Raw genomic sequence first — 17211 nt, 5'->3', positions numbered from 1 at the left:
CCCGCAACGCGGGACATAAACCAGCCGGGTCACTTCTCGATGAAAATACCGGGTCACTTCTCAGCGACAATCAACACTCCTTGGCCCAGCCCTGGTTAGTCATCTCGCCTTTGCCGCCGCGGCTGCGCGACGAAATGTGCGCATCCCAGACCGGGACCGCGCATTCGATATCGAGATCGATTATCATCCGCTTGCGCATGCCGTCGGGCGCGAGGCCGGCCTGCATCTCGGCATCGGTTGTGTGCTTCACAAAGCCGTCGAAGGTGACCTTCCATCGTTTGAACGGCTCGATGCATTTGGCCGCGAGGTTCGAACCGGCCGGTTTCTTCTCCTGTGGGGTGTAGTAGTAACCCCACGTCGAGAAGATGTCCTCGCCGGGAAAGCAGCCGAAAACGAGATCTTCCCACATCGCCCATTCGGTAGGCACGCTGCCAAGATGCAGCCAGAAGCCGATGTCGATATCCGGATCGTAAAGCGCGAAGAGGAGGTTTTCGCACCAGAAAGGCTCGTCAGGCCTTTCGGCAACGATCATTTCGCGTTCGATCGGCAAGCCGCCCGACAAATCCGTCTTGATCATAGTCTTCCTCCCTGGATCGCTCTGAAAAACCAACGCTGAAGCTACCTGACCAAGTCTGCCTCACCACCGACCGATGTGCGGCGCGGCCGCGATATTTCGGAATTCCGAACCGCTCCCCAGATGCAATCTCTTAGGCTCGCCCGTTTCCGGAGACAAGACTGCTCTGACCTTGCATTAGGTAAGCCAATGGGTTGTCAGTTCCAGAGGCTCCTCTTACGATGCACTGGATTTTAACCAATGGGCAGAATCCAGGAGAGGTGCAGAGAATGAACCTGGCAGCGCACGTCGAGCCGTTCACGATCGCGGTGCCGGAAGAGTCGCTGAGCGATCTTCGGGAGCGGCTGTCGCGTACACGCTGGACGGTCGCGCCCGCAGGCCCCGAATGGGCCTTGGGCACGAGCCTTCGCTACATGAAGCATGTCGTCGCACATTGGCTCGATAATTACAGCTGGCGGGATACGGAAGCGCGACTCAACGCGCATGAACAGCACCGGGTTACTCTTGACGGCATGAAAATTCATGTGACGATAGAGCGCGGCTCGGGACGTAATCCCATGCCCGTAATCTTGACCCACGGCTGGCCCGGATCGCCGGTCGAACTGATCAGCTTGTCAGACCGGCTTGCGCACCCCGAAAAGCATGGCGGCAAAGCGGAGGATGCTTACACGGTGGTGATCCCTGCTTTGCCGGGCTGCGGGTTCTCGGACGCGCCGAAGGAGCCGATTTCGCCGCGTGAAGTCGGCGCGCTTTGGGCGCGTTTAATGCGAGCGCTGGGTTTCGAACGCTACATGGTCCACGGCGGTGACTGGGGCGGGGTGATTTCATCTTGGCACGCGCTCGACTTTCCCGATGAGGTGATCGCACTGCATTGCAACAACGTAATGCTGGACGCGCCCTGGTCCTATGAGGCGGCGCCCGCAGACGCCGAAGAGCGGGCTCATGCCGAACAGACGGCCGCACGGCAGGTCGGTGAAACTGGTTATCAGTGGGTTCAGGGGACCAAGCCGCTGACCGCTTATTACGCGCTGACGGATTCCCCTGCCGGCCTTGCGGCGTGGATTCTTGAAAAGTTTCATAGCTGGACGCCCAAGTCTGAAGACGGCTTCCCTCCACTCGACCTCGATCATCTGATCACCAACATCATGTTCTATTGGCTGGGCAATGCTCAGGCGGTGTCGTGGATGTACCGCTGGCTGCTCGACTACTCCGCATTTGTGCTGCCCGAGGGGAGGAAAGTGGAGGTGCCGTCGGGCTTTTGCTTGTTCCCGGACGACGTCGCCCCGCCGCCGCCGGACCGCAGGATTGCCCGCGCCTACAACTGCATTCATGTCACCCGCGCCGAGCGCGGTGGCCACTTCCCCGGGCTGGAGCACCCCGATGTTCTTGCCGACGACATGCTGCTTTTTCGGCGCAAGCTCAGGGAGGCCGGACGTGGGTAAAAGGTCCGCGCCTGGGGATGCGAGGGCGGACGAGGCGAACATCATCCCGACAAAGGACCAGACACGCGATCCGGTGGAGCTGCAGGCAAAGATGGAGCAATGGCTTCGCAGGCATTTCGCCGATCCGGACATAAGGGTCACTGCCATCGACATGCCCCACGGATCAGGGGTCGCTAACGAAACGCTGCTGATGAGCGTAGACCGGACGGAAGCGGGCGGCCGAAGGACCGCCGAGTTCGTCGCGCGGATCGAAGCCGCAGAGCCGCTATCTCCCGGTTCGGATACAGAATTGCAGTTCAACATGTACCGTGCGCTCGAAGCGGTCGACGACGTTCCGACTCCGCGGGTGATCGGGATCGAGCCGGACCCCAGCCTGCTTGGGGCGCCATTCTTCCTGATGGAGAAGATCGAGGGGCGGGTGCCGCCGGACAACCCGCCCTATACCGTCTCGGGATGGGTCACGGAACTTGCGGACGCCGAGCGCAGGAAAATGTGGTGCGGGGCGATCGAAGCGATGGCTCGGCTCCACAAGGTAGACTCGGAGCTGTTTCATTTTCTGCCCGACGCCGGGAGGAAAGATGGGCTGCGCGCCAATCTTGACTATTTTATCCAGCAGATCGACGAGCCCTATGGCGAGAGACATCGCGTGATCGATCATGCGCGCGATTGGCTGCTCGCCAACTATCCGTCGGACCCGATCCCCGGCTTTTCGTGGGGAGATTCGAGGATGTCGAACATCATCTTCGGCAAGGATCACGAAGTCGCGGCGATCCTCGACTGGGACATGGTCTCGCTTGCGGGACCAGTCGCTGACCTGGCCTGGTGGATCTGCCTCGATGTAGGGGCTACCTCGGGTCTCGGTGTTTCGCGGCTCGGCGGCTTTGGGACCGGGCGACAGCTGGTGCATTACTGGGAGCAGCTGACCGGAATGGAGGCTCGCCATCTCGACTGGCACATCATCTTCGGTTATTACCGCTGTGCGGTGGTCGTGCGAAGGCTCACGCGAATGCTTCGCGAGCAGGGACGGATGCCGCCCGGCATTGCCTACATGGAGCACAACAACGGCCCAGTGCAGTATCTCACCCACATGTTCGCCCTGCCGCCGATGGGCGAAGAACGGTCCGAGTGGCCGGGGCTGGACGTATAATCAAGGGAGCAATGATTAAGTGACCATGAGATTTGTAATCAGTAGGTCATCCGTTCGAGTCGGATAAGCGGCACCATATCAACTATCGAGAATTGCCCCACTTTCCAGCGACAGGCCGTGCGTTGTTCCGACAAAATCAGGCAGCAGGCAATAGATCAGTCCCAATGAAACGCAGTATATGGAATTTGTATATAGTTGAGTGAAGTGGCCGCGATCCTGCTGACATTCGATTTGGGACTAGGAAAGAATAGCTCGCGCAGGTTAAGGCCTACACCAAAGAACAAATGGCGCCTTGGCGTTTCTCCGCGTGCAATGGCCTGGTGCGTAAAGCCAGAGGCATAATAGCCGGCATGCAACTCGGCAAAGCGTAAAGGTGTCTCCTTTAGTTTCTCGAAGCCAGACATTTTCAAAGCCAGCAAGTAACGCTGTTGGGCATAATGACGTTTGCCCGTTCGGGTATAAATGTCCGAATTGGGGATCAGGAGAAGGCGGAAATCAAGCTTTTCCTTAAGCCCAGGCACTGTATTGCGCAGGACTGAAAATGCCGCCCCAGCAGTGTTCATGGCAACATCCTCCAACGAGAATCCGCTCGTTGTCTCGATACCGTCATACAACTCACTGTATATCATAACGCCCGATGCCAGGAGTGCGGCAGTCAGAGCATCCCCACTCGCACCATTTGTTTTCCTGTGAAGCCTATCGTGCAGAAACTCGGCCAGCAAATAACTGTTAAAGGCATGAGTCAGCTTGTCGACACCCAGATTGTCAGTTGATTTGCCAAACCAGCCCTCGTCCTTGAAATGAAAGGGCTTTGTCTCCCTGAACAATTTGGGCGAATTAATCGCGGTGAAATATCCGATCAAGCCTAGCGTCTCCCACTTGATCTCACTCACCTGACTTCCAAATGTGGGATAGGCACTCTCGCCCCTTGGCACATGATCAGTCCAACTACGCTGCGCCAAGGGCTCTTGTATCGTTAATTTTGTCGGCGCGGAGTCACCGTCCTTTGCTGATGAGCTATCGGAAATTTGCTGACGCTCCATCAAAAAAGAAAGCGTAGCAAGCGCATCCTCCCCCGCCGGCACCACTTGGGCGGCATCCGACAGGGTTGCATTTATCAGGGGTGTCGGATGCCTCTGTGATTCAATTTGGTTCGTTTGAGCATGGGCAATCCCACAGATCATGGGAACGCAAAGGACCAATGCACAGGCATATCCCATTTTGATAATACGCATCGACCCTTCCGTATCTGTTCCTTGAAAATACATGTGAATTATGTTGAGGAAAAGCCGCGACGTGCATGTGAAGAGGCGTAATATGAATTTTTCTGCATGAATCGTCAAAAGAGAGTACCACTCATTGCTGCGGACGCATGTCGCAACTGAAGGGTAGTTATGCGATCTAGGGCAAAGAGCTTTTTGTTACGGGAAATTTCCGGGGCCAGCGCAGCTGAATATGCGCTTATATTGGCGGTGATCGGCATCGGCCTCGTGATGGCCCTTATATCGCTGACCAGCGCTACAATAGACAGTATTACGAGGTCCGCCAATCTGATCGCCTCGGTATCCATCGATGCCGGAGCTGGAGGCTCACCAGCTATTCCATCGGCGGCATCCAACAATGCGGCCGGTAAAAGTGGAAGTGCCCCCGGTCAGAGCCGGACTACACCTGCCAATGCGGCCTCATCTGCAAGGAAAAGCGGTTCCGCACCCGGGAAGGATAAGGGTGCTCCATAGTGCCTTGCAACAAAAGCCGTACCACTGCATCACTGGCTGTGTAGCACGGCAATAAGCTGGCTCTGGCGCACACAAAATGGTCGCGCAAAGCGACGCAATTTTCCAAGCTGCGTCCTGGTTCACCTACCCGGCGGAGGCGTGTAACTTCAATCCGTGGTCGGTTCCTGAACGTGCGATGCTTAAAGCTCCGATTTCAGCGGCCTTGCGCCGGTATTCCGCCGCCATCGCCAAATGCATCTTGCGCGCCGGTTCATCCGAGGTTCCGGCTGCGAGTTGTTCGTGCATTTCGGCGCGTTCCAGATAGGCGGCCGGATTATCCGTAATGATCATGAAGGACACTCCTGTACTTCGTTCATTGTCGGGCACTTTCGCCCGGAATATGGGGAGATGCGTCCCTTGCAGCCTGCTTTTCAGCGGCGCTTGCGTCTTCCCGTCTGTCGATTGAGTTTTGGCTCTCGAACTGTTCATTCAATGCCCGCAAGCGGACGTTCCAGCCTTCCGATCGCCTGTAAATGCTCCGATCCTAATCAATGCAGTCCATGTTACTTAGCGCAAATGACGTAAAAAGAAAATAAATTCCCATGTGGCAGGAACTGGTCAATTATCGGACGTCCGAGGTTCGGCCCGGTGCTCCTTCAACACCTTGCCATTTTCTGCCTCCACTTCATTCATGCGGACCCCGTAACCCCATAAATTGGCCAGATGCTGCAAGACCTGATCGGCATCCTCGGCGGCCAGGATGATACCGTTGGTGACTTTATGCTCCAATATCAAATGGCGATCACCCGCCATATCCACGTCGACAATCTGAATATCGGGTTCCAGCCAGCCAATATCATATTGCCGCGCCAATGTCCGGCGGATTTCCCGATAGCCGCGCTCATTATGGATTGCGTCCACACTCAGCGCCGATTCCTTTTCCTGATCACCCAGCTTGAACAGCTTCAACGACCGGATGAGATGCGGACTGAGAAACTGTCCTATAAAACTTTCATCCCGATAATTGGCCCAGATATGCTTCATCACCTCGTCCGGATCGCCTGAACCCGCAATATCAGGAAACCAACTGCGGTCTTCGCTTGTCGGATCAGTACATATGCGACTGATGTCCTGCATCATGCCAAAGCCGAGAGCATAGGGGTTGAATCCACCATAATGGCCTGAATCGAACATCGGCTGCTGTGTGACGTTGGTATGCGACTGCAAAAATTCCATAAAGGCGCCATCGGTGATCTGCCCCTTTTCGTGCAGACGCGTCATGATACGGTAATGGCAATAGGTAGCCGCGCCCTCGTTCATCACCTTGGTTTGCATCTGCGGGTAGAAATATTGCGCAATCAGGCGGATGATGCGTAATATTTCACGTTCCCATGCAGCCAGATTCGGAGCGGATTTTTCCAGAAAATAGAGGATGTTCTCCTGCGGCAGGTTCAATGCCTGTCGCCGGTAATCGGCGGCGGTCGGTTCCTCCTTCTCCTCAATGGGTAAGGTAGTCCACAGCACATTATAGATGCTTTCCTGATGCGCGTGGCGCTCTGCCTCACGCGCGGCTTCAGCCTTCAGGTCACGCACCTTGGCGCGTGGATAGCGGTGGACGCCCTGATGCATCAATGCATGCGCGGCATCGAGCAGCCGTTCGACAGCCTGCTGCCCATACCGCTCCTCGCAATTCATGATATAGGCCTTGGCGAACTCCAGATAATCGAGAATGCCCTCGGCATCCGTCCACTGCTTGAACAGATAATTACTCTTGAAGAAATGATTATGTCCAAAGGCCGCGTGCGCAATGACAAGCGTCTGCATCATGGCCGTGTTTTCTTCCATGATATAGCTGATGCAGGGATCGGAATTGATCACCAGCTCATAGGCAAGGCCACGCATACCCTTGCGATACATCATCTCGTTGGCAAGAAATTGCTTCCCGAAGGACCAGTGCTTGTAAAAAAGTGGCATGCCCGTCGATGAATAGGCATCCAGCATCTGTTCGGCGGTGATGACCTCGATCTGGTTGGGATAGACGTCGAGCTTCATCTCATTGAGCGCGATATCCTCCACCGCATCATAAATCCGGCGGATCAGTTCGAAATTCCAGTCGCCGCCTTCAAACAGGGGCGTGCCGACGCGATCGATCATCTTTGCGTCACTCCCATGCCCCGACGCTGGAACAGCTCCCGGAAAACCGGGTAGATTTCGCGCCGATGATGCACCTTGCGCATGACAAACCGCCCTTCTGGCGCCGTAACGGCCTCATAGGCCTGCCAAAGTTCACTCTGGCTCGCCAGCGTGCCGCCCGCCATCGGATCTTCTTCGCGCCCAACCTCCAGATAGGCGACATATTGGGAAATCGGCACGATGCCGTCCTGCATCAGACTGATCGATGTGGGGTTATCGCTGGCCATGTTGTCGCCATCGGACGCCTGTGCGACATAAATATTCCAGTCTTCTGGGTGGTAGCGGTCCTTGACCACCTCCAGCATTTTCTCAAGCGCGCTCGACACCAGAGTGCCGCCGGTTTCGCGGCTGTAGAAAAAGGTTTGCTCATCCACTTCCTGCGCCCGGTCAGTATGACGGATGAACACGACATCGACATGCCGATAACAGCGCGTCAGGAACAGATGAAGCAGCGCATAGAAACGCTTGGCAAGGTCCTTCATATGCTCGCTCATGGAACCCGACACGTCCATCAGGCAGAACATTACCGCCTGAGCGATGGGTTTGGGGTGCTGTTCGTAACGGCGGTAACGAAGGTCGATGGGATCGATATAGGAGATAAGGCGGCGGCGCAGCTCCAGCCTGTCGCGCTCTTCGCGCAAGCCAGCGATCTTGTCCGTATCAGCCCCCTGCGCCTCCAACCGGGCAATTTCCTCTTCCAGCCGCTTGATCTCCTCTGACTTGGGGCGTTTCAATGCGATACGGCGCGACATGGCATTGCGCATCGTTCGACCGACTGAAAGGCTGGCCGGCGATCCCGACATGGTATAACCGGCGCGGCGCAATGTGTAGGCGTTGCCTCCGGTCAATCGACGCTTGGCAAGGTCAGGCAGTTCGAGATCCTCAAGGAAAAGGTCCAGAAACTCCTCGCGAGTCAGGACGAAGCGGAATTCATCCTCACCCTCGCCGGTTCCGGCCTCACTCCCGCCACCACCTTCGCCTGCTGGCGGGCGAGGTATTGTGTCGCCTTCGACATATTCCTTGTTGCCGGGTAATATATGCTCGCGGTTGCCGCCGCTGCTGGTGCGATGCAAGGTTGGTTCCTGCACCCCCTTGCGGACGATGGAAACTTCGCCCTCCTGATCAATGTCCTTTATGCTGCGGTCTTTCAGACTGTCTCGAACCGCCCGCTGGACCAATGACCGCGCCCTCCGCAAGAAGCGCTGCCGGTTGACGAGGCTCTTGCCGCCGGGGTTCAGGCGTCGATCGATAACATACATTAGAGCGCTAACCTGCCTCCTTTACCCAGCCTGCTTCACCCGCATATACCATTCGACCAGACGACGAACCTGCCGCTCGGTATAACCGCGAGAAATCATCCGCTCGACGAACTCATGATGTTTTTTCTCGGTCTCGGTATCCTTTTTGGACCCAAAGCTGATGACCGGCAGCAAGTCCTCGACCTGACTGAACATGCGCCGCTCGATAACTTCGCGGATTTTCTCATAGCTGGTCCACGACGGATTGCGGCCATGGTTGCTTGCCCGCATACGGAGCGCGAATTTCACCACTTCGTTGCGGAAATCCTTGGGATTGGCAATGCCCGCGGGCTTTTCGATCTTGGTGAGCTCCTGATTGATCAGCTCGCGGTCGAATAGCTGACCGGTGTCGGGGTCCTTGAAGTCCAGATCCTCGATCCACGCATCGGCATAGGCGACATAGCGGTCAAAGAGGTTCTGGCCGTAATCGTGATAGGATTCGAGATAGGCCTTCTGAATTTCATTACCGATGAATTCGGCGTAACGCGGGGCAAGTTCACCCTTGATAAATTCCAGATATTTGGTCTCGGTCTCCGCCGGAAGTTGCTCCTGACGGACCATGCGCTCAAGCACATACATGAGGTGGACCGGGTCGGCCGATACTTCGGATGGATCATGGTTGAAGGTCGCCGACAATGATTTGAAGGCAAAGCGCGTCGAAATGCCATCCATGCCCTCATCGACCCCGGCCGCATCCTTATATTCCTGCATGCTTTTGGCCCGGGGATCGACCTCGCGCAGGCTCTCGCCATCATAGACGCGCATCTTCGAATAAAGATTGCTGTTCTCATGCTCGCGCAGGCGGGAAAGGACACAGAAGCGGGCCAGCATGTCGAGCGTGCCAGGCGCGCAAGGCGCTGCGGAGAGTTCCGATCCACGCAACAGCTTATCGTAGATCATCCGCTCTTCGGTTGCGCGCAGGCAATAAGGCACCTTGATGACGTAGATACGGTCGATAAAGGCTTCATTATTCTTGTTATTCTTGAAATTCTGCCATTCGGACTCGTTGGAGTGCGCCATGACAATGCCGGTAAAGGGTATGGCCCCGATATTTTCCGATCCTATATAATTGCTCTCCTGCGTTGCCGTCAGCAGCGGGTGGAGCATCTTGATCGGCGCCTTGAACATTTCGACAAATTCAAGAATACCCTGGTTCGCGCGGTTCAGCCCACCGGAATAGCTGTAAGCATCCGGATCGTTCTGCGAGAGCATTTCCAGTTTGCGGATGTCAACCTTGCCGACCAGCGAGGAGATGTCCTGATTATTCTCGTCGCCCGGTTCAGTCTTGGCGATGCCCACCTGATGCAGACGCGAAGGCATGATCTTTTCGACTGTGAAGCGGGATATGTCACCGCCGAATTCATCAAGCCGCTTGCGACACCAAGGGCTGATCAGACCGGATAGACGACGGCGCGGAATGCCATATTTATCCTCAAGCATGTCACCGTGCGTTTCCGGATCGAATAGCGCCAACGGGCTTTCGAAAACGGGGCTGACCTCATCCCCCGCTTTCAGCACATAAATGGGATGCACTTCCATCAGCGACTTGAGGCGTTCGGCGAGCGATGATTTGCCGCCGCCGACAGGGCCCAACAAGTAAAGAATCTGTTTGCGCTCTTCGAGTCCCTGCGATGCATGGCGAAAGAAGCTGACGATTCGTTCGATCGTTTCTTCCATGCCGTGAAATTCAGCAAAGCTTGGATATCGGCGAATCGTCCGGTTCATGAAGATTCGGCCAAGCCGCTGATCCTTCGCCGTGTCGATGATTTCCGGCTCGCCTATTGCGGCCAGCAATCGCTCTGGTGCGCTTGCGCACATCATGGGGTCGGCGCGGCATCCGCGAAGATAATCCTCTAGTGACATCTCCGCCTGACGGCGTGATTCATAGTTCCGGGCATATTCCGAAAAGAGATCATTTGTCGCCAATGTCATCTCCTACGATCTGAAGCGGCGTTACAATCAATATAGGGGAGAGACGCGATACAAACCAGTAAGAGTTTTTCCTAAATGACGTAATTGTTACGGCAACGTTCATTGGCCATTCATGACAAGGAGGGAATGGGCGACAAACCATACCCAAGTCTGCGCTTGGGCTTGCGCCCTTTCTTTCCGCTGTCGCTGCGTTTACAGGACGGCCATGAGCATGGCACGAGACCATTCGGTACAGCTTGGCGCCCTTGAAACGCGCGGGCGCTTGCGGCGGCTGATCGCCCGCGAAGGACGAGATTTTGCCTCCAACGACTATCTGGCCCTGGCCGGCGACCCGATCATTGCCCAAGCGGTAGCCGACGCCATAGCGCGTGGCGTGCCAGTGGGATCGGGTGGATCACGACTGCTGCGCGGCAATGCAGTAGAGCATGAATCGCTGGAGGCGAAAGCTGCGGTCTTTTTTGGCAGCGAGGCCGCCCTGTTCTTCTCGACAGGCTTTGCCGCCAACAACGCGATTTTTGCATCTTTGCCGCAAAAAGGCGACTTGATCCTTGCCGACGAGTTAATCCACGCCAGCGTTCATGACGGCCTGCGCATGTCCCGCGCCGAACATATGTTGGTGCGGCACAATGATGTTGGCGCATTTGAGGCGGCGATTCGTACATGGCGCGGAAGCGGCGGCAAGGGACGTGCCTGGATTGCCTTTGAAGCGCTCTACAGCATGGACGGCGACATGGCGCCAGTCGCCGATTTCACCAAACTGGCAGAGGCGGAGGATGTTTGGCTGGTCATTGACGAGGCACACGCCACGGGCGTCTACGGCCCACAAGGCAAAGGACTCGCCACTGCATTGGAGGGGCAGGACAATGTCATCAGCCTGCACACCTGCGGCAAGGGATTGGGCGTGGAAGGCGCGCTTATATGCTGTCCGTCAGTCATCAAGGAGTATCTGATCAACCGTGCGCGGCCCTTCATCTTTTCGACCGCGCCGTCTCCGTTGATGGCCGTGGCAGTGTCAGCTGCATTGGACCGGATTGCGGATGGCGATGATCTGCGCTCGCGCCTGCTCGCCCTGCGTACCCATGCCGATCGAGAAATTTGCGACCGCTTTGGCCTGCCCCCTTCATCCAGTCAGATCATTCCGGTGATTCTGGGCGAGGACAAGCGCACGATGCAGGTAGCAGGTGCATTGCAGGCCGCTGGCTTCGACGTGCGCGGGATTCGTCCTCCGACCGTGCCGCGCGGCACCGCCCGCCTGCGCATTTCCCTGACGCTCAATATCGATGAAAGCGATATCAGCGCACTAGCCAATGCCATGACAGAAGCCCTACAGAGCGCATCATGACTCGCGCAATCGTCATCACGGGGACCGACACTGGGGTTGGCAAAACTGTCTTCGCCGCGGGATTGGCCGGGGTGCTGAACGGCTACTACTGGAAGCCGGTACAAGCTGGCACTGTGGAGGGAACGGACAGCGATTTGGCAGTTCAGCTCAGCGGGCTGCCCCCGGAACGGATTTTACCTGAATCCTATCGCCTGACCACTGCCGCCTCGCCACATCTGGCGGCGCGATTGGACCGGGTGGAAATCGATGCCACGCACCTTGCATTTCCATCGGTGGACGCCCCCCTGATCATCGAAGGCGCGGGCGGTGCGCTCGTCCCGCTCACCGACACCTTCCTCTTTGCCGATATGATGGCGCGATGGGCAATACCTGCAATCATATGTGCACGAACGGGTCTGGGCACGATCAACCACAGCCTGATGACGGTCGAAGCTCTGCGCGCCCGCAATGTCCCGGTGGCCGGGATCGTTTTCATTGGCGACCCGCATGAGGAAAATGAACGGATCGTGCCAAAGCTCGCCCATGCACCGTCATTGGGACGCTTACCGACGCTGGATCACCTGGACGCCCCTTCCCTGTTGGCTGCGATGCGGGCACATATCGATCTGGCGGCGATAAGGGCGATGTTCGCATGACCCCCTCCCCCGTCTGGCACCCTTTCACACAACACGGCCTCGGCGAAGCCATTCCCACGGTAACAAGCGCGGAAGGCGCGCTGCTCCAATGCGCCGATGGCACCGTCCTGATCGACGGAATTTCAAGCTGGTGGGTAACAACGCACGGCCATTGCCATCAGCGTATCATCGCGGCCATCACGGAACAGGCGCAAAAGCTCGATCAGGTCATGTTTGCCGGTTATACGCATGAACCGGCTGAAACAGTCGCACGTGGCTTGATCGAGATTGCTCCGCCCGGTCTGGCGCATGTTTTCTTTTCCGACAGCGGCTCCACCAGCGTGGAGGTCGCCCTTAAAATGGCGCTGGGCTATTGGCATAACCGCAAGGAACCGCGCCACCGCATTCTTGTGCTGGAACACAGCTATCACGGCGACACCATCGGCGCGATGTCAGTCGGGGAACGCGGCGTTTACAACCGCCCCTATAACCCGCTGCTCTTTGACGTCGAAACCATTCCTTTTCCCCGCGACGGCCACGAACAGGCAACACTCGATGCGTTGGAAAGGGCCTGCCGCGTATCGGAAATGCCCGCAGCCTTCATCGTCGAGCCGCTGATTTTGGGCGCTGGCGGCATGCTGATATACAGCGCCGACATATTGCGCCAGATGCGCGAGATCTGTGCAGCGCATAACGTATTATTCATCGCTGATGAGGTCATGACGGGCTGGGGCCGCACCGGCACGCTCTTCGCCTGTGAGCAGGCGGCGATTTCCCCCGATATCATGTGCCTGTCGAAAGGGCTTACCGGCGGCGCTATGCCATTGGCCGTAACACTGGCGAACGAAGCGATTTTTCAGGCGCATTATTCGAAAGATCGGGCCGATCTTTTCTATCATTCCAGCAGTTATACCGCAAATCCCATCGCCTGTGCCGCAGCGGCAGCCAATCTGGATATCTGGCGCGATGAGGACGTGCTGGGCGGCATCGCCAGATTGTCGAACAACATGGCGGAGCATATGGCACGATTGGCCGGTTTCCCCTGTTTCGAAAATAGCCGACAGATTGGTGCCATCGCCGCCATCGACATGAAAACGCATGACGCGGGTTATCTCTCCAACCTCTCCCCACGCCTTCGCACTTTCTTTCTGGAGCGCGGCATATTGTTACGTCCGCTGGGTAACACCATCTATGTCATGCCGCCCTATTCGATCGGCGATGACGCGTTGGCGAAAATATTTGGAGCCATCGCAGAAGCAGGCGAATTATTGACCGCCTGACGAAAGCCGATAGCACAGCTTTCCATTTGCAGGATTAGGCGCTATGGCGGCGCGATTTTTGAATCTGTTTGGGATGTTATGGCGAAAGAAGAACTGCTTGAAATGCGTGGACAGGTTGTGGAGCTTCTCCCCAACGCCATGTTCCGCGTCAAATTGGAAAATGACCATGAAATTCTTGGTCATACCGCTGGAAAAATGCGCAAAAACCGCATCCGTGTTCTGGTCGGCGACGAAGTGCTCGTCGAACTGACCCCCTACGATCTGACCAAAGGTCGGATTACCTATCGTTTCAAATAGACAGGATCGGCAGCGCCCATGCGCCTGATCCTTGCATCCGCATCACCGCGTCGTCTTGATCTGCTCGCCCAAATCGGCGTGATACCTGACGCCGTCGATCCGGCTGAAGTTGATGAAACGCCTTTAAAGGCCGAACTGCCCGTCCATCACGCCTGCCGTCTGTCGGCGGCAAAAGGTGCGGCGGTAGCATCTCGGCATCCCGGCGCACTGATCCTGTCGGGCGATACCGTCGTTGCCGTCGGTCGTCGAATCCTGCCCAAAACAGAGAGCGAGGATCAGGCGCGCACCTGCCTTACGCTGTTATCCAGCCGCCGCCATCGCGTGCACAGCGCGATCACGCTGATCGATGCAAAGGGGCAAGCCCATCACCGCCTGTCAACCAGCATCGTCACCTTCAAACGGCTCCATCCTAGCGAAATCGACGCCTATATCGCCAGCGGCGAATGGCATGGCAAGGCTGGCGGCTACGCGATACAGGGTCGCGCAGCGGGCCTGATCCGCGCCCTGTCGGGCAGCCATAGCGGCGTCGTGGGCCTGCCCCTCTATGAAGTGCGGACGCTGCTCATCGCGGCGGGCTATTATCATGGCTGAATGGCTGTACGAGGAAGGCATCGGCGAAACGCGCGCCGCGCTCGTCCACAAGGGCGAAATTCTGGAAGCCTGTATTGAACGCGACGGCAAACGCGCAATGGCCGGGGCCATCGTGCAAGGCCGCCTTGTCCGCACGATCATCCCCAAACGCCGGGGAATTGTCCGCCTCGACAGTGGCGAGGACGCCCTGCTGGAGCCGATTCCGCCCAAATTGGCCGAAGGCGCGACCCTGCTTGCCGAAATATTGCGCGAGCGCATCGCCGAAGAAGGCCGCGACAAACTTGCCAAGGTGCGGATCGCCCCGCCCGGCTCAAAAACGCAGTCTGGTCCCACGCTTTACCAGCGCATCAGCGCAACCGACATTCCTGTCGTTCTCTGCCCTGCTCACGAGCCCGACCGGCTGGAGGACCATGGCTGGAGCGAATTGATGGAACAGGCCATGACTGGGGAGGTCGGAACTGAAACCGTATCTCTGCGCCTGTTCCTGACCCCTGCGATGACGTTGATCGATGTGGACGGCAGCCTGCTTCCTGCTCAACTGGGCCCTCAGGGTGCAGCGCTTGCAGCAAAAGTCATCCGTCGCATGGGCATCACGGGTTCGATCGGCATCGACCTGCCCACCATGAACAACAAGGATGAACGCCTGCTTGCCGCCACTCTGTTCGACAAGCACCTGCCCCTCCCTTTTGAACGTACCGCCGTCAACGGCTTTGGTTTCCTGCAAGTCATTCGCCGCCGCGAACGCCCGTCGCTGATGGAAATAGTGCAGGACGACCCAGTAAAAACCGCCGCACTCGCGCTGCTTCGCCGGGGCGAACGGCACGGAACTGGCGGGGCAGTCACACTGACGGCCGCCTCTGCCGTGATCGATCGGCTTGCAAAGGCAAAGGACTGGATAGCCCAACTTGAACGGCGGCGCGGCGGCCCTGTAACCTTGCGCCACGATGACAGCTTTGGCATAGCGTCGTTTCATGCCGAATAGGAAAAGTAAATCTAGCAACTGTCCCGTCTGCGGCAATGTGCAAACACCGGATTTCCGGCCCTTTTGCAGTAAAGGATGCCGTGATCGTGATCTTCTGAAATGGTTGGGCGAAGGCTATAAGGTCCCCGGCCCGCCTGTGCATGACATGGATGAAAAAAGCCGGAAAAATGAGGTAGACAGCGACCTATAGCTTTGCCTATAGGCACGGCTCCCAAATGCATTGCAGAATCATGCCAGTGCGTTCCTGCCCGGGTAGCTCAGTTGGTAGAGCATGCGACTGAAAATCGCAGTGTCGGCGGTTCGATCCCGTCCCCGGGCACCATTTTTTCCTTTATAATCAATTCGTTGATTATCAACATAACGGTGAACCCATAAGGCGTGTGTAATAATGGTGTAATCACGCAGCCATCACTTTGTCAGTGCAATCCGTTCTTCCAGTCGGTTCATAGCGGCGTCAATGTGAGTGCCGTTTGCATGGGAATAGCGCGCCACCATCGAAAGCGTCTTATGTCCGCTTACCTTTTGTACGGTAGGAAGGTCTACACCCGCCTGAACGAGATGCGTGATAGCCGTATGCCTAAAGGTATGTCGGACCACTTCGTTAGGATTAAGGCCTGCCGCCTCAATGACTCTGCGATGCGCTTTCCTAATGGTTACAAGCCTGCCTGATGCACTCCCACTGTTCGGAAACAACCATTTGGCCCCCACCGGCAGATTCTTGACATGAATCATAAGAAAGTCGGCCAAGGCGGACGTAATAGGCTGATCACGCGCCCCTGCCTTAGCATTTGGTATTAGCACGCGCTTTTTCACCAGATCGATATGTTCAGGTCGCATGCTAAGAATCTCAGTCATGCGCATGGACGTGGACAAGGCAATGACAGTAAACGGATAAATATGGGGGCTAACGTCCTTCATTGCCGCTTTCATTACGCGCCCGCATTGTTCAGTTGTAAGATAATTTATACGCCCATTGCCTTCCTTCGCTCGGATGATTTTCGGACGATAAATTATCCATGCCCATTCGACAGCTTTGCTAAACAGATGGGATATAACTGCCATTTCCCTATTGATTGTTGCATCATTGGCCCCCGCCGCTTTCCGTCGAGTTCGATATTTAGCGAAGTCGGACGTGGCAATATTTGAAAGAGACATTTTGCCAAAGTAGGGATTCAAATGAAGTGAAAAGGCACGCTCCTTTCGTTCGATGGTTTTACCGCCCTCGACCTTCAAACGCTCTATGTATGCCTTGCCCGCATCAGCAAATAATAAAGCGATTTTGCGTCCCCTAGGCAGGTCTAATCGCTCTTCACGCGCCTTTGTCCGGAATGCCTCTATTGCACGTTCAGCTTGTGCACGAGTGACTCCCTCACTTTCCTTACCAATGACACGATGGATGCGAGCTTTATCGACCATTATGTTTATGCCGTAACGGACATCGCCATTGTGGAGGCGTTCGGCCCTTATTCCATGCTCGTTTATACACTCGCCAGCATTCAATGATCTCACTGCTGCGCGGGTAAGTTTACGAAATGACAGGGCCATAGTGATTCTCCAACTTCATGCGTGAATTACACACACAGAGTTATTTTGGAGTCAAATCAAAGAGTTATGAAAAATTTCAAATAGTCTAAACATTTTTATATCGTTTAAATACAATGTTGTAGTCAAAATTTGAAATTTGATATTATCTTAAAAAATATAGTGGTTGATTTCCTATTATTTAGCCCGTCTTATTCACCGGGGGGATGGGATGGGGTTGGCGGACGTAGCGTAAGTTACTGATCTGGAATAGAGAACGGGT

16 protein-coding genes and 1 tRNA gene are annotated in these 17211 nt (G+C 56.2%); 10 read left to right on the top strand and 7 right to left on the bottom strand.

All coding sequences use genetic code 11. The annotated features are described in order from the left end of the window. Window positions 1-70: 70 nt before the first annotated feature. Complete coding sequence (locus L3X40_RS18185; protein ID WP_237366871.1) at window positions 71-577, bottom strand: hypothetical protein; 507 nt, start codon at window positions 575-577, stop codon at window positions 71-73. 266 nt (window positions 578-843) lie between these two features. On the opposite strand from L3X40_RS18185, the gene L3X40_RS18180 reads away from it, so the two are divergent. Together L3X40_RS18180 and L3X40_RS18175 are read left to right on the top strand one after the other, a co-directional pair. Further along, a complete protein-coding gene (locus tag L3X40_RS18180) occupies window positions 844-2016 on the top strand; it encodes an epoxide hydrolase family protein (RefSeq protein WP_237366870.1) in 1173 nt (390 codons plus the stop codon). Beyond that, window positions 2009-3163 (top strand): phosphotransferase family protein, encoded by a 1155-nt coding sequence (locus tag L3X40_RS18175; protein WP_237366869.1) that lies wholly within the window; start codon window positions 2009-2011, stop codon window positions 3161-3163. Before L3X40_RS18180 ends, L3X40_RS18175 begins: the two co-directional genes overlap by 8 nt. Window positions 3164-3318: 155 nt before the next feature. Here the strand turns inward: L3X40_RS18175 and L3X40_RS18170 are convergent, their stop codons facing one another. The 5 genes from L3X40_RS18170 to L3X40_RS18150 all read right to left on the bottom strand — a co-directional run bounded on the left by L3X40_RS18170 (window position 3319) and on the right by L3X40_RS18150 (window position 10301). After that, on the bottom strand, window positions 3319-4398 hold the full coding sequence (locus L3X40_RS18170; RefSeq protein ID WP_237366868.1) for a DUF2279 domain-containing protein: 1080 nt from the start codon (window positions 4396-4398) through the stop codon (window positions 3319-3321). A 624-nt stretch (window positions 4399-5022) separates the two neighbouring features. Continuing rightward, window positions 5023-5229, bottom strand: a complete 207-nt coding sequence (locus L3X40_RS18165; RefSeq protein WP_237366867.1) for a hypothetical protein — start codon at window positions 5227-5229, stop codon at window positions 5023-5025. Between the two features lie 267 nt (window positions 5230-5496). After that, window positions 5497-7032: a SpoVR family protein gene (locus tag L3X40_RS18160; RefSeq protein ID WP_237366866.1), complete on the bottom strand. Its 1536-nt coding sequence runs from the start codon at window positions 7030-7032 to the stop codon at window positions 5497-5499. Further along, complete coding sequence (locus L3X40_RS18155) at window positions 7029-8330, bottom strand: YeaH/YhbH family protein (RefSeq protein WP_237366865.1); 1302 nt, start codon at window positions 8328-8330, stop codon at window positions 7029-7031. Before L3X40_RS18155 ends, L3X40_RS18160 begins: the two co-directional genes overlap by 4 nt. A gap of 21 nt (window positions 8331-8351) precedes the next feature. After that, on the bottom strand, window positions 8352-10301 hold the full coding sequence (locus tag L3X40_RS18150; RefSeq protein ID WP_237366864.1) for a PrkA family serine protein kinase: 1950 nt from the start codon (window positions 10299-10301) through the stop codon (window positions 8352-8354). 205 nt (window positions 10302-10506) lie between these two features. On the opposite strand from L3X40_RS18150, the gene L3X40_RS18145 reads away from it, so the two are divergent. The 8 genes from L3X40_RS18145 to L3X40_RS18110 all read left to right on the top strand — a co-directional run bounded on the left by L3X40_RS18145 (window position 10507) and on the right by L3X40_RS18110 (window position 15729). Further along, window positions 10507-11643, top strand: a complete 1137-nt coding sequence (locus L3X40_RS18145; RefSeq protein ID WP_237366863.1) for an 8-amino-7-oxononanoate synthase — start codon at window positions 10507-10509, stop codon at window positions 11641-11643. Beyond that, a complete protein-coding gene (gene bioD / locus L3X40_RS18140; protein WP_237366862.1) occupies window positions 11640-12278 on the top strand; it encodes a dethiobiotin synthase in 639 nt (212 codons plus the stop codon). Before L3X40_RS18145 ends, bioD begins: the two co-directional genes overlap by 4 nt. Continuing rightward, window positions 12275-13537 (top strand): adenosylmethionine--8-amino-7-oxononanoate transaminase, encoded by a 1263-nt coding sequence (locus L3X40_RS18135; RefSeq protein ID WP_237366861.1) that lies wholly within the window; start codon window positions 12275-12277, stop codon window positions 13535-13537. Before bioD ends, L3X40_RS18135 begins: the two co-directional genes overlap by 4 nt. Window positions 13538-13615: 78 nt before the next feature. Then, window positions 13616-13834 carry a translation initiation factor IF-1 gene (infA, locus tag L3X40_RS18130; RefSeq protein ID WP_010162480.1) on the top strand — a complete coding sequence of 73 codons (219 nt, stop codon included), beginning with the start codon at window positions 13616-13618 and terminating at the stop codon, window positions 13832-13834. A gap of 18 nt (window positions 13835-13852) precedes the next feature. Then, on the top strand, window positions 13853-14425 hold the full coding sequence (locus L3X40_RS18125; RefSeq protein ID WP_237366860.1) for a Maf family protein: 573 nt from the start codon (window positions 13853-13855) through the stop codon (window positions 14423-14425). Then, on the top strand, window positions 14418-15407 hold the full coding sequence (locus tag L3X40_RS18120) for a ribonuclease (protein WP_237366859.1): 990 nt from the start codon (window positions 14418-14420) through the stop codon (window positions 15405-15407). The genes L3X40_RS18125 and L3X40_RS18120 overlap by 8 nt, the downstream gene beginning before the upstream one ends. Next, window positions 15397-15597 carry a DNA gyrase inhibitor YacG gene (locus tag L3X40_RS18115; RefSeq protein ID WP_237366858.1) on the top strand — a complete coding sequence of 67 codons (201 nt, stop codon included), beginning with the start codon at window positions 15397-15399 and terminating at the stop codon, window positions 15595-15597. Before L3X40_RS18120 ends, L3X40_RS18115 begins: the two co-directional genes overlap by 11 nt. A gap of 56 nt (window positions 15598-15653) precedes the next feature. Continuing rightward, window positions 15654-15729: transfer RNA gene (locus L3X40_RS18110), tRNA-Phe, on the top strand. Between the two features lie 86 nt (window positions 15730-15815). Here L3X40_RS18110 and L3X40_RS18105 read toward each other — a convergent pair. Continuing rightward, window positions 15816-16952 (bottom strand): tyrosine-type recombinase/integrase, encoded by a 1137-nt coding sequence (locus L3X40_RS18105; RefSeq protein ID WP_237366857.1) that lies wholly within the window; start codon window positions 16950-16952, stop codon window positions 15816-15818. Window positions 16953-17211: the final 259 nt, after the last annotated feature.

This window comes from Rhizorhapis sp. SPR117 (assembly GCF_021742065.1).
The sequence above is the reverse complement of the archived record's forward strand: the minus strand, read 5'-3'. Positions and strand labels throughout refer to the sequence as shown.